Origin of the sequence: Paenibacillus mucilaginosus 3016 (assembly GCF_000250655.1) — a bacterium.
Taxonomy (GTDB): domain Bacteria; phylum Bacillota; class Bacilli; order Paenibacillales; family NBRC-103111; genus Paenibacillus_G; species Paenibacillus_G mucilaginosus.
This window is the reverse complement of sequence record NC_016935.1, coordinates 4,690,054-4,704,310: the sequence shown is the minus strand read 5'-3', so window position 1 is coordinate 4,704,310 and position 14,257 is coordinate 4,690,054. Positions and strand designations below refer to the sequence as shown.

The 14,257-nt window shown below is 62.2% G+C and carries 3 protein-coding genes; all 3 read left to right on the top strand.

The annotated features are described in order from the left end of the window. Positions 1-236: 236 nt before the first annotated feature. From PM3016_RS19760 to PM3016_RS19750, 3 genes are read left to right on the top strand one after another with little or no spacing between them, the layout of a single operon-like run. Positions 237-6,671: a non-ribosomal peptide synthetase gene (locus PM3016_RS19760; RefSeq protein ID WP_014370662.1), complete on the top strand. Its 6,435-nt coding sequence runs from the start codon at positions 237-239 to the stop codon at positions 6,669-6,671. A 38-nt stretch (positions 6,672-6,709) separates the two neighbouring features. Beyond that, positions 6,710-9,397 (top strand): type I polyketide synthase, encoded by a 2,688-nt coding sequence (locus PM3016_RS19755; RefSeq protein WP_014370661.1) that lies wholly within the window; start codon positions 6,710-6,712, stop codon positions 9,395-9,397. Then, the gene (locus PM3016_RS19750) at positions 9,397-14,214 is read left to right on the top strand and encodes a non-ribosomal peptide synthetase (protein WP_014370660.1); all 4,818 of its coding nucleotides are present in this window, start codon (positions 9,397-9,399) and stop codon (positions 14,212-14,214) included. Before PM3016_RS19755 ends, PM3016_RS19750 begins: the two co-directional genes overlap by 1 nt. Positions 14,215-14,257: the final 43 nt, after the last annotated feature.

Genomic DNA, 14,257 nt, shown 5'->3' with positions numbered 1-14,257 from the left:
ACCTGCCGTTTTTTGCCTTGATTGTAGCAGAGGGGACAGGTGCGGGGCACCGATACCAGGTAGGGGATGCGGCCCCGACTTTGGTCTGGTTTTGATGCAGTGCCGTAACGGGACTACATGGGATGACCTTGTACAAAATGATTCGATGTAACCAGCCAACATATGGAATATTATGTTATAATATGGTAGTTGCACTGATATTTTCACTTATTTTGGTTGAGGAGTTGATCGAATTCATGCTGGCAGCGGAACAGGTCCAGGCCGAGCAGGTGTTTGCCATGACCCATGCCCAAAAGCGCATATGGTACGGGGAATATATCCATGCGAATACGACCCTTCATTTATTGACAATCAGTCTAGTCTTCCGCGGTCGGATAGACCAAAGCCGACTGGTCGAATCCATCCAAACCGCAGCGGCCCGGCACGATGCCCTCCGCATCCGGATTCTGCCCTCCGAAGGGGACGCGGAACCGGTCCTTGGCATGTTCAGCACCGAACCGATTCCGGTCACCGTACTGGATTACAGGGGACGGGAGGAAGGGGAGTGGAAAGACCAGATCCGCCTCTTGGAGAACGAGCCGATTCCGTTACACAGCCCCCTGTTGATCCGTGCCGTGCTTCTGCGGGTGGCGGACGATGAAGCGCGCATCTGGATCGGCGCACATCACCTGGTAGTCGACGGGTTATCGCTGAATATGCTCGGGGATGAAATCCTGCATGTATACATCCAGTCGCTGGGATATGAGCTTCCGGACTTGGATCCCGCTCCTTCCTTCCTCGAGCAGGTTCAGAGTGAGGCCGCTTACCTGGAGAGCCCGCGCTTCGAAAGGGACCGCCTTTACTGGCAGGAGCAGTTCATGACGCTGCCCCCCGTAAGCCGCTTCAAACCCAAGGGGACTGTGAGCCCGCATCTGGAAGCCGGCAATCTTCATCTGACCCTGGAGCCGGAGCAGCGTCAATCGATCTACCGGTTCTCTGAAGCCGAAGAAGTGTCTCCGGCCGTCCTGTTCATGGCTGTACTCAGCCTCTTTTTCTCCCGCATGACCGGAGAGGAGGAGGTGCTGCTGGGCACGTTCTCGAGCAACCGGACCACCCGCGAAACGAAAGCCATGGCCGGGATGCTGGTAAGTACGACACCTTTTCGCATGGAGGTCGACGGGTCCGGCACCTTCCGCTCCTTCATTCAGCGGGTCAAGCGCCGGCAGAACGAGACGTTCCGTCATCAAAAATATCCCTATAATCTCCTGGTGCCCGCCCTGCGCGAGACGTTCGGCATCTCCGATCAGCCGCTGGAAGTCTTCATGAATTACCTCCCCATCGCCTGGCACAATCCCGTTCCCGATGCATCGGTAACTTACCATGTGGAAAGAGGAACCTCCTGGCATCAGGCCAATGAGCTTACCGTATTCGTCGATGATCATCTATCCACCGGCCAAATCCTGATTCAATATCATTACTGCGCCTCCCGCTTCACGGATGAGGAGATCGTCCTGTTCCACGAACGCATGATGTGCCTGATGCGATGCGCTCTGCAGCAGCCGGAGCTCCCGCTGCGGCAGCTGAACATGCTTCCGGATGGAGAAAGAACGCTGATTCTGGACAAATTCAGCAGGAAAGCTGCCGGCACTCCCCCGCAGATGACCGTTGTGGAGTGTATCGAAGAGCATGCGGAACACTGGCCGGAGCGGACCGCCTTAATTCATGAAAACCGGGCATGGAGCTATGGGGAGTTAAATGCGTGGGCCAACCGGCTGGCAAGATTGCTGCTGAAGCATGGACTGGAGCCGGAAGACCGGGTCGGGATCTGGATGAAGCGCTCCATTCCCCTGGTGGCCTCCATCCTGGCGGTATGGAAGGCGGGAGGGGCTTACATCCCGCTTGACCCGGAAGCTCCCGCCGAGCGGGCGTTCGGGATGATCGGCGAAGCGGAGATCAAGCTGCTGCTGACCGGCGCAGAGCTGCACGGGGAGCTCAGCCGGTCCGGCCGGCTTCAGGACGTGTTGCTCCTAGCACCCGAGGAGCTGGAAGTTGAGCTGGCTGCCTGTTCCGCCGGGAACCTGGAGCGCAAGGCTCACCCGGATGCCCTTGCCTATATTATTTATACCTCCGGCTCTACAGGGAAGCCGAAGGGGGCCATGCTGGAGCACAAGGGAATGATGAACCATATGACCGCCATGGCGGAAGAGCTCGGGATTGCCGAACACAGTGTGATGGCACAAAATGCTTCGCAGTGCTTTGACGTGTCGGTGTGGCAGATGTTTGCCGGCTTGTGCTCGGGCGGCCGCACGGTCATCTACAGCAGCAGCCTGCTGGAACAGCCGGAAGCGTTCCTGGACCGGCTGGCTGCGGACGGCGTCACGATCCTGGAACTCGTCCCTTCTTATCTCTCCGTGCTGCTCGAGGTGCTGGAAAACCGGCATCGTCCGCTTCCGGCGCTGTCTTATCTGATTCCTACCGGCGAAGCGGTGAAACGGGATCACTTGAAGCGATGGTTTGCGCTCTATCCGGAGATTCCGGTGGTGAACGCCTATGGTCCAACCGAAGCGTCCGATGATATCACCTTACATATTCTAACAGAAGCCCCGCCACAGGAGACCGTTCCCATCGGCCGTCCTTTGTCCGGCTTCCATATCTACATAGTCGATGAAACGGGGCAGCTCTGCCCGATCGGGGTGAAGGGAGAGATTTGGGTGGCCGGTATCGGCGTGGGCCGCGGGTACCTGAATGATCCGGACCGCACGGCGGCGGCGTTCACTCAAGACCCGTTCCATCCCGGTCCGGTACAGCGGCTGTACAAGACGGGCGATCTCGGGTGTTGGCTTCCCGACGGTACGATCGAATTCTTCGGGCGAAAGGACCATCAGGTCAAAATCCGCGGGTTTCGCATCGAGCTCGGGGAGATCGACAGCATTCTCGTGAATCATCCGGCGGTCATCCAAGCCGTGACCATCGATCTGGATGACGGTACGGGCGGCCGAACCATGTGCGTGTATTACACGTCCAAAGGGCATCTCGAAGCGGAGGAAGCCAAAAGTTACCTGGAGGAGCGGCTGCCCCACTACATGGTGCCGTCCTTCTTCATGCGGCTGGATGAGCTGCCCCTCACCCTGAGCGGCAAGGTGGACCGCAGAGCGCTGCCCCAGCCGGACATGCTGTCAGGACGGCAGCAGACATTTGCGGCCCCCCGCAATCCCACGGAAGCCCGGCTTGCGGAGCTCTGGGAAGAAGCCTTGGGGGTGCCGAAGGTCGGGATCCGTGACAATTTCTTCGAGCTGGGCGGCCATTCGCTGAAGGCCATCACGCTGCTGTCCCGGATTCATAAGCTATTCCACGTGGAAATCCCGCTGGCCGAGCTGTTCCGTCTCAAGACCATCGAGAAGCTGGCGGCCTTCATCCAAACTTCCGGCAGGAAAGCGTACGAGGCCCTGGCTCCCGCTGCTCTTCAGAGCGATTATCCCTTGACCACCGGCCAGAAGCGGCTGCACCTGCTCAGGCAGTTCCAAGGTGCCGAGCTGAGCTATAACATGCCTGCCGTATTGGAGGCGGCGGGGGTGCTGTGCCCGGAGAGGCTCCAGGATGCCCTGAGGCGTCTCATTGCCAGGCATGAAACCCTGCGGACCCGTTTCGTCCTGTCGGACGCGGGGCCGGTACAGCGGATCGGGAGGGAAGTGAACTTCACACTGGCCCGCTGCGATCTGGAGGGGCAGGGTGAAGAGGGCATCCGGAACTTCATCCGCTCCTTCATCAGACCCTTCGATCTGGAAGAGGCGCCGCTGCTGCGTGCGGCTCTGATCAGGCTGGGCAGCGAGCGGCATCTCCTGCTGTTCGATATGCATCATGCCGTCTCCGACGGCACCTCGATTGGGATCCTGATGCAGGAGCTGGCGCAGCTCTACGAGGGAGAGGCGCTTCAGCCGCCTGCCCTGCAGTACAAGGATTACGCGGTATGGCAGCAGCGGTTTATGCAGTCTGAGGCCTACCGGGAGCAGGAGGCGTACTGGCTGGCGCAGTTCCGCGATCCGGTGCCTCCGCTGGACCTGCCTCTTGACCGGCCAAGACCGCTGCTGCGCGATTTTGCCGGAGGACGGGTGCACTTTGCGCTGGACCGCCGGCTGACCCAGGAAGTGAAGCGTCTCGCTAAGCGAACGGACACCACCCTGTTCACGCTTCTGCTGGCTGCATTCGGCCTGCTGCTGGGCAAGCTGGCCGGACAGGAGGAAGTGACGGTCGGCACTCCCGTGGCCGGACGCCGGCATGCGGATACGCAGCGGATGGTCGGCATGTTCGTGAATACGCTGCCCCTTCATCTGCAGCCCGAGGGAAGCCAATCCTTTGCCGGCTACCTCAGGCAGGTGAAGAGGACCGCGCTTGGCGCATTGGAGCATCAGGACTATCCGTTCGAAGAGCTTGTCGAACGGGTCAAGCCCCCGAGGGACATCAGCCGGAATCCGCTGTTCGATGCCATGTTCGTCCTGCAGAATATGGACTCGCCCAAGCTGGCTCTGGGGGATGTGCTTCTGGCTCCCTATCCCTTCGAATTTCCGACAGCGAAGTTTGATTTGACCTTGACCGTCATGGAGCAGGGAGACGTGCTGTCCTGCCATCTGGAGTACGCTGCTGCTCTGTTCTCACACGATACCGCTGAGCGGTGGGCGGGCTTCTATCAAGAGCTGCTGGGTCAGATCACCGGCAGTCCGGGTCTGGAACTCCGCAGGTTTGGATTGATGCGGGAGACGGACCAGGAGCTGGTGAGCAGGCTGTTCCTGAAGCCGGACGAGCCGATCCCGGCGGAAGCGGCACAGACGCTGCACGGGCTCATCGAGCAGCAGGCCGGACGGACTCCCGACAGGACGGCACTGGTGTGCGGGGGAGAGCGGATCACCTATCAGGAATTAAACCGCAGGGCGGACCGGCTGGCCGCCAGACTGAGAGCCAGGGGGGTGCGCAGGGACGAGATTGTCGCTCTGCTCGCCGACCGGTCCATTGCCCTGGTCACGGGACTTCTCGCCGTGAATAAGGCCGGGGCCGCCTATCTGCCGCTCGATCCCGATTATCCGGAAGAACGCATCCGCCTGATGCTTGAAGACAGCGGATGCAGGCTCGCGGTCACCAGGGACGCACACTTCGGGCAGGGGCTGCAGGGCATAGAGATCGTACAGCCGGATCCGGAGGAGCCGCCCTCCGGGACGGAGACTGATGCAGCGCAGACGCCGCCGGAAGGAGCGCCGGTCCGGCCTGAAGATCTGGCCTATGTGATTTATACCTCCGGCTCTACCGGCAAGCCGAAAGGGGTCATGATCGAGCACCGGTCGGTGCATAATCTGCTTCTCGGGATGACACGGGACATCCCGCTTGCCGGGCTGAAGACCGTGCTGTCCTTAACGACCGTTTCCTTCGATATCTTCGTGCTGGAAACGCTGCTGCCACTGATGCTCGGAAGCACGGTCGTTCTTGCTTCCCGGGAGGAGCAGCTCGATACCGAAGCTCTTGCGGAGCTCTGTCTGCGCGAAGAAGTTCAGCTGCTGCAGGCTACCCCGTCCCGTCTGCGGATGCTGCTGGGCAGCAGCCGGATGACCGCGGCGCTTGCCGCCATGAAGTGCGTGCTTGTCGGAGGGGAGCCGCTGGACGAACCGCTGCTGAGGCAGCTCAGGGAGGCGGCACCAGCCCGGCTGTTCAATATGTACGGTCCTACGGAAACGACCGTCTGGTCCACCGTGCAGGAGATCACCTCCGAGACACGCATCACCATCGGCCGTCCGATTGTGTCGACCCGGGTTTACATTCTCGACGCGGAAGGCCGGCTTCAGCCTCCCGGTGTGCCGGGCGAGCTCTGTATTGCCGGCATGGGGGTGGCCCGGGGGTACCTGAACCGCCGTGAGTTAACCGAAGAGCGGTTCCTTCCGGAGCCCGCTGCCGGGGCCGGGGATGCGGAGGGCACGAAGGGCTCCAGGATGTACCGGACCGGCGACCGTGCCCGGTATTTGCCGGATGGAACCATCGAATACCTCGGCCGCCTGGACGATCAGCTCAAGATCCGCGGCTACCGGGTGGAACCGGGCGAGATCGCAGCGGTACTGGCCGGGCATCCGCAGATCTCTGCGGCCGTCGTGACCGATGCCATGGATGCGAACGGAAGCGGTGCTTATCTGGCTGCCTATTACGAAGCTCCGTCCGAGCTTTCACCGGCGGAACTGAGGGAATTTGCTGGGCGGCAGCTTCCGGCCTACATGATCCCGTCTTACTTCGTTCGAATGGACCGCCTCCCGATGACGCCAAGCGGTAAGGTGGACCGCAGAGCCCTGCCCAAGCCGGAGGCGCGGAGGGTTCAAGGTCTTCACGACACGGTGCCGAGGAGCGAAGCCGAGCGGGTGCTGTCCGGTCTCTGGAAGGAGGTCCTGGGTTTGGCCGAGGTCGGCCGTCATGACAACTTCTTCGAGCTGGGCGGCCACTCGCTTCATGCCGCACAGCTTGTGGAGACCATCCGAAAGCGGCATGATCAGCCGCTTACGTTAACGGACTTTTTTATGTATCCGACCGTGGCCTCCCTCGCCAAGCGGCTGTCCGGTCCGGATGCTGCGGAAGACCGGGTATCGGCCGCGCAGGAACGGGCGGACGGACGCAAAGCCTTAATGCGCAAGCAGCGGGAAGCCCGAAGCAGTACAAGAACATGAGCCCGAGCGGCAGCTTGGCGGAAGGAGAGGAAACAGAGATGATCACAGATGATACCTTGTGGGAACAGGGAGTGGCCGTCATCGGCATGTCCGGACGTTTTCCGGGAGCCTCCGATCTGGAGGGCTTCTGGCAAATGCTGTGTGAAGGCAGGCACGGCATCCGGTTCTTCACGGAGGAGGAGCTGAGAGAGAACGGGGTACCGGAGGAGCAGTGGAAGGATCCCGGGTATGTGAGGGCCAAAGGCATGCTCAGCGGGCCGGAGTTGTTCGATGCCGCTTTCTTCGGCATGCCCCCCCGCGAAGCGGAATGGACAGACCCGCAGCAGCGGTTGTTTCTCGAGTGCTCCTATGAGGCGCTCGAGTCTGCGGGCTGGGTGCCGGACCGGTACGAGGGCCGGATCGGCGTCTTCGGCGGATGCTCCATGAGCACATACCTGCTTCACCGGATTGCACTCCAGCAGGGGGCGCTGGGACAGGATGCGGAATCCCTCATTCTGGGGTGCGACAAGGACTTCTTGACAAGCCGTACCGCCTACAAGCTGAACCTGAGAGGCCCGGCCGTCACCGTGCAGACCGCTTGCTCCACGTCGCTGGTCGCCGTCCATCTGGCATACCAGTCCCTGCTCAGCGGGGAGTGCGATATGGCGCTGGCCGGCGGCAGCTCCGTCTCCTTCCCGAATGCGGCCGGCTACCGCTATCAGGAAGGCATGATTCTCTCCCCCGACGGCTTCTGCCGCACCTTCGACAGCGAAGCGCAGGGCACCGTGCCGGGCAACGGGGTGGGCGTGGTAGCGCTGAAGCGGCTGGAGCTGGCTGCTGCGGACGGGGATCCGGTCTATGCGGTGATCCGCGGCTCGGCAGCCAACAATGACGGGGGATTGAAAGCGGGCTTCACGGCACCGAGTCCGGAAGGCCAGGCGGAAGTGATCGCGGATGCGCTGGCCGTATCCGGCGTTCATCCGGAAACCATCGGCTACGTGGAGGCGCACGGAACGGCGACCCCGGTCGGCGATCCCATCGAAATCGCCGGTTTGACACGTGCCTACCGGCAGTGGACCGAACGCAGCGGGTATTGCGCCATCGGCTCGGTCAAGAGCAATCTCGGGCATCTGGATTGTGCGGCCGGGGTGGCGGGACTGGTCAAAACGGTGCTGGCACTGCATCACCGGAAGCTGCCTCCCTCGCTGCATTATCACGAACCGAATCCGCAGCTTCGGCTGGAGGACAGCCCCTTCTATGTGCAGACGCAGCTGGGCGACTGGCCGGAAGCCGGACATCCCCGCAGGGCGGGGGTCAGCTCCTTCGGCATCGGCGCAACCAACGCGCACGTCATCCTGGAGGAGGCGCCTTCTCTGAAGCGTGATCCCTCCACTCGGCCGTGGCATGTCCTGCCGGTATCCGCGGGTACGGAGACCGCCTTGGAGGCCGCAGCGGAGCGGCTGAGAGAGCACCTGACTTCCCGGCTTCCGGGACCTGCGGACGTGGAGGAGATCGCCTACACCCTGCAGGTGGGTCGCAGGGGGTTCCCTCTGCGCCAGGCGGTCGTCTGCCGGAATGGGGCCGAAGCCGTGCACCGGCTGGGACTCCCGGATACACGTGAGCCGGGGCAGCAGGCGCCGGGAGAGCTGCGGGATGCCGCTTGGCTGTTCCTGCCTTGGCGGGAATCCGATGCGGAAGGCCTGATCGAGCTGTACCGGACGGAGCCGGTATTCCGGCAGCACCTGCAGGAGAGGTTAACGGCGGCCGAACAGGCCAGCGGCCTGGTCTTACAAGAGCCGGTCGCCGCCCTGGCGGCAGGCAGCCCCGGCGGGGAGGCGCCGCTGCTCACCGGGCGCTCATGGACCGTCGTTTCCATGGCGGCCTCCTACAGTCTCGGCCTGACCCTGCAGGACATGGGGCTGCAGCCCGGCCGGGTCGGCGGGGAAGAGGAGGGAGAAGCGGTGGCGGCAATTCTCGCCGGACTTTGTACGTGGGACGAGGCGGTCCGCAGGGCAGCGGAGGCTGCAGAGCCGGGGGGAGCCGTATTCACCGAAGCACGGGGTGTCCCAGTGGCCGTCCAACCGCGCGCAGAGAAGCTGCATGCCTCGCCAGTGCACACGAAGCAGGCCGGCAGGCCGGCAATAGATGAGGTTCAAGCTGTCCTTCGGACCCCGGGACATCGGGTGATTGTCTTCGGTTCACCGCCTTCCGATGAGGACGGGGTGATCGGATGCCATGACAGCCATAGCTTGTCGGCCGCCTTGGCCGCCTTGTGGACAGACGGGGCGGAAGTGGACTGGCAGGCCCGGTACCGGCTGGAGAAAAGGCAGCGGGTGCATCTGCCCACCTATCCGTTCGAACGGCAGTACTACAGCTTCCTGCCCCCGCTGCAGGCGGAAGCGCCGCCCCCTCGAAGTTCGGCACAGGAGCCGTTATCGCCGAAGAATCCGATTGACGGCGGGGAAGAGCCGAACCCCCGGACGGAGCTCGAGACCACGCTGATCCGGTTTCATTCGGAGGTGCTCGGCCTTCCCGAGGAGGAGATCCGCACGGATGTTCCTTTCTACGAGCTCGGTGCGGATTCACTTTCGATGACCCAGATCATCTCACGCATTCAGAAGGCGTATCCCTTTCCTCTGAATGTGAGACAGCTGTATGAAGCGCAGACGATAGCCGAGCTGGCCGACTCCATTGAATGGTCCGTGCTCGATCTGCTTGAGCAGGAAGAGGAAAGGAGTGAAGCGTGATGGGTAAACCAAGTCCGCTCGAAGCCCGAAAGTCCCGGTTATCCGACGAAAAAAAAGCGCTGCTCGGCAGGCTACTTCAGGGTGCCGGGGATCCGGCGGCTCCCGGTTCTCCGCTGACCGGTCCTGCCGCCCCACGTCCCAGGCAGACGAGAAGTCCGCTGTCCTTTTCCCAGCAGCGGCTCTGGTTTTTGTCCGCGCTTGAGCCTCATTCTTCCGCTTATCATTTGATCTACGGCGTCAAGCTGGGAGGGCCTCTCCACAAAGAAGCTTTGAAGCGCAGCCTGCATGCTGTTGTGCAGCGGCATGAAATCCTGCGAACGGTCTTCGGAAGCGAAGACGGCACAGCTTACCAGGAGGTCCTGGACTCGGTCTCCATCCCATTGGAGGAGGAGGACCTTCGTTCACTGCCGCCAAGCGGGCGTGAGGAGGCGGTTCAGATGAGCATCCGCCGTCTGAACCGGCCTTTTGATCTGGAGAGAGGGCCTCATCTTCGTACCGCCCTGCTGGTTCTGGCAGAAGAGGAGCATCTGCTCCTGCTTGCCTTTCATCACATCATTACCGACGGTTGGTCCCATCACCGGTTCGGCCGGGAGCTGCTGGAAGCCTACCAAGCCTATACGGAAGGGAAGGAGAAGGACCTTCCCCCCTTGGGGATGCAGTATGGCGACTATGCCCGGTGGCAGCGGCGGCGGCATCAGGAAGAAGGCTTCCGGGAGGGACTGCGCTACTGGAAGGACAAGCTGGCTGGAGCCCCGGCCCTGCTGCCGCTGCCGACCGACTACCCGCGACCTGCCGAGCAGCGGTACAGAGGCGGGAAGGTGCCCTTCGTGGTGGACAGGCCGCTGGCCGAGCGGCTCCGCCGGCTTGCCGGGGAGGAACATGCTACAGCCTTTATGCTGCTCATGGCTGCGTTTCAGACCCTGCTGCACCGCACCTGCGGGGAAGAGGATCTCTGTGTCGGCACGACGATCTCCGGGCGCAACCGCAAGGAGCTCGAGCCCCTGATCGGTTTTTTTGTCAACACGCTAGTCCTCCGCTCGCAGGTGGCCCCGGAACGGCCCTTCCGGCAGCTGCTCCGGCAGGTCAAAGAAGATTCGCTTGCCGCGTATGTCCATCAGGACGTCCCGTTTGAACTGCTGGTTGACGAATTGGGCGTTCCGCGGAGCCTCAGCTATACGCCGCTCATACAGGTTATGTTCACCCTGCAGAATACGCCGTCCGTCCCTCTCACATGGGCCGGCCTGACCGCCGAATCGCTCGAGGTGGATACGGGAAGCTCCAAATTCGACCTCACGCTGGAAATGGCAGAGGCAGCGGGAGGGTGGATGGGAACCCTGGAGTATAACCTGGATCTCTTCGAAGAAGCGACGATCCGGCGAATGTCACAGCACTTCCTATGCCTGCTGGCCGGTATCGCGGACGCTCCGGACACCCCGGTGAATGCACTGCCGATGCTGACGGCTCAGGAGAGAGAACTGCTGCTGAACGTCTGGAGCCGGGCGGAACGCGCAGAGGATGGGTGGGAGGAGGCCCACCCGGCCTCCTGCCGTCTGGAGAGCATGGTTACAAGGCAGGGGGAAGCGCAGCCCGAACAGCCAGCCGTAGTGGAGGCAAGTGGGCGCATGCTGACCTACGGCATGCTGATCCGGCAGGCCGAACGCCTGGCAGGCCGGCTGCGCAGCCTGGGGCTTGCGCCGGGCGGCGTGGCGGCCGTGTGTCTGGACCGTTCCGCGGAGCTTGTCATCTCCCAGCTCGCGGTGATGATGGCCGGGGGGGCTTACCTGCCGATCGACCCGGCCCTTCCCGATGAGAGGCTGGCTTTCATAACGGCCGACTCGCAGGCATCCCTCCTCCTGACGCAGAGAAGCTTCCTGTCCCGCTTGGGCGCGCTGGACACGAAGGCTGTTCCTGTCGATGTGTCCGCTTGTCTGGAAGGGGAATTCGTGCAGGAAGGATCCCCCGACAGCGCGCCATCCCCCCAGCCTGGCTCCGGCGAGTCGGCCGCCTATGTCATCTACACTTCCGGGACGACGGGGAAGCCGAAGGGCACGCTGATTCCGCACGAAGCCGTCGTGAACTTCATGCAGTGGTACCGCAAGGAATCCGCCTTGTCTCCGGGCGACCGGGTATGCTTCTCGTCCTCCATCGGGTTCGACCTCTCGGTAGCCGAAATCTTCGGCGCCCTGGTCTCGGGCGCTTCGCTGTGGATACCGCCCGAGGCGTACCGGCTGGAGCCCGGGAAGCTTCGCGACTGGATGATCGGACAGGGAATCAGCTTTGCCTTTCTTCCGACGCCGTTGGCTGAGCAGCTGGTCGGTCTATTCTGGCCTCCGGAAGCGCCCCTCCGCCGCTTGTTTGCAGGCGGTGACAAGTGGGGGATCAAGCTGCCTCCCGGGCTTCCGTTCCAGGTCTATGATCTGTACGGCCCGACCGAATGCACCATCGCCACAACGTGGCGGATCATCGAGCCGGAACGCGGCGGAAGGGAGCTTCCTGCGCATATCGGACGGCCGATCGCCAACGCGTTGACCTATATTGTGGATTCCAACATGAATCCGGTGCCGGTCGGGCTGCACGGTGAGCTGATGATCGGGGGCCGCGGAGTGGGGAACGGCTATCTTCACCGGAAAGCGCTGACCAGAGAGAAATTCGCAGCCAACCCCTTTACTCCTGGGGGAGGGGAGCGGCTCTACCGCAGCGGGGATATCGCCCGTTACCTGCCCGACGGGAAGATTCAATTCCTCGGGAGAAAGGATGATCAGGTGAAGCTTCGCGGCTTCCGGATCGAGCTGAGCGAGATTCAATCCGTGCTGCTGGCGCAGGACGGCATTAAGGAAGCTGCGGTCATCCTTCGTGAGGATTCACCGGGGGACAAGCGCATCACGGCCTATGTGACAACAGCGGCCGGCAGGGGGGCGGATCCGGATCACCTGCGGATGCGGCTAAAGGAGCAGCTGCCTCCCTATATGGTCCCTTCCGCCATTGTCGTCATGGACCGTCTGCCGCTGACACCGAGCGGCAAGATCGACCGCCGGGCACTGCCCAAACCGGTGTTGACCGCGGCTGCGGATGAGGGGCACGGTGAACCGCGCAATGAGGTGGAGGCGGCGCTCTGCCGGATCTGGGCCGAGCTGCTTGTCCTGGACAAGGTAAGCATCCACCACAATTACTTTGAGATCGGCGGCGATTCCATCAAGACCATGATGCTCATCTCCCGGGCGAAATCGGCGGGCATGGAGCTCACCCAAAAGCAGGTGTTCCAGCATCAAACCATCGCCGAGCTGAGCCGGGTGGTGACCGTCAGGACGCCACCCTTGGAGAACGGCTCCGGATCTGCCGGGAGCGGGGACCCTGCACGTGGGGAAGAGGCCATCGTCAGCGCTGAGCCCCCTGTAACGAAGTGGGACTTTCCGCTGGCGCGCCTGAACCGCGCTGACCTCGCGCTTGTCCCCGGCCTGCATCCGCAAGACATTGAAGATGCCTATCCTCTGACGCCGCTGCAGGACTATATGCTGGACATGCTGGTTCAGAGACCGGGGCGTGCACAGTTCTTCGTGAACATGGTCATGAGGTTCAAGGATAAGCTGGACCCGCAAAAAATGACGGAAGCCTGGCAGCTTGTCGGCAACCATTATGCCATCACGAGGACGGCGATCGCCGACCTCGGACTGCCGGTGCCTGTGCAGCTGAAACGCAGGCATGCCCGGATCCCCGTCCGCTTCTGCGATTGGCGCGGCTGGGAGCCTGAACGGCAGCAGGAGGAGCTGAGGCGCTACCAGGAGCAGCAGCTGCTGGCCAGCGATCTGGCCTACATCCGGCGCCCGTCCACCTATGAGGTCATGTTCGCCACCCTCGGAGACAATGACCATCAGCTGGTCATGAGCTGCTCATACCTTCTGATGGACGGCTGGAGCCATTTTATCGTGCTGATCCATGTGCTGAAATGCTACTATCACCTGCTGCAAGGAAAACCCTACGAACTGCCGCCGGTTCAGGATTACGGCCGCTACGCGGCGTGGCTGCGCACCAGGGATCTGCAGGAAGCCAAGGCCTACTGGGAGACCGACCTGGCCGGCATCTCCCGCGCCACGCCTCTCATCCAGTATGCGCCGGGCAGCAGGGAGCGGAAGGAAGCGGGGTTCGGCAAGCAGGCGATCCGGATCGAGCCGGAGCGGCCGAAGGCCGTGCAGGAGCTTGCGGGACAGTTCAGGGTGACGGCGAATGTCTTGTTCCAGCTGGCATGGACTCTGCTGCTGGCCCGGTATACCGGTGAACGCGATGTCTTGTTCGGTGTCATGTCTTCGGGAAGGCAGGCAGCCTACGACGGGTCGGAAGAGCTGGTAGGGCCGGCCATCAATACACTGCCGCTTCGGATTCAGCTCCAGGATGAGGAGAGCGTGCCCGAGCTTCTTGGCCGGATTCAGGAGAAACAGCTTCAGCTGGCCCAGAGGGATTATACGCCGCTGAAAAGCATTCGGGAGTGGATCGGCTTCGCGGACGGGGAGCCCTTGTTCGAATCCTATATGATCTTCCAGAACCTGCATTCCTTCTTCGAAACGACCAGCGGGGTGGATTGGGTCACCAGCCTTCCGATCGAGAATGAATACCACAAGGCGCTGGCCATCTTCAACTCAGGTACCCCGCTTCGGGTGGATGTATGCGTCGATGGATCGGGGTTTGAAGTATACATGACCTATCTGAGGGCCGGCTTCAGTGACGAGTCCGTACGCCGGATGCTGTCCGACCTTCGCGAAACGTTCCTCGGCCTCCTCGCGGCACCGTACCAGCCTGTCCGCAAGTGGCTCCGTCAACCCTAGATCAGGTGCAGCGCTCAGGAGAGACGCTTCCTTCCCGGTATGC

Bases quoted from the DNA above. Each gene is read 5' to 3' on its own strand.
- PM3016_RS19755 (WP_014370661.1), top strand. From the start codon at position 6,710: ATGATCACAGATGATACCTTGTGGGAACAGGGAGTGGCCGTCATCGGC.
- PM3016_RS19760 (WP_014370662.1), top strand. From the start codon at position 237: ATGCTGGCAGCGGAACAGGTCCAGGCCGAGCAGGTGTTTGCCATGACC.
- PM3016_RS19750 (WP_014370660.1), top strand. From the start codon at position 9,397: ATGGGTAAACCAAGTCCGCTCGAAGCCCGAAAGTCCCGGTTATCCGAC.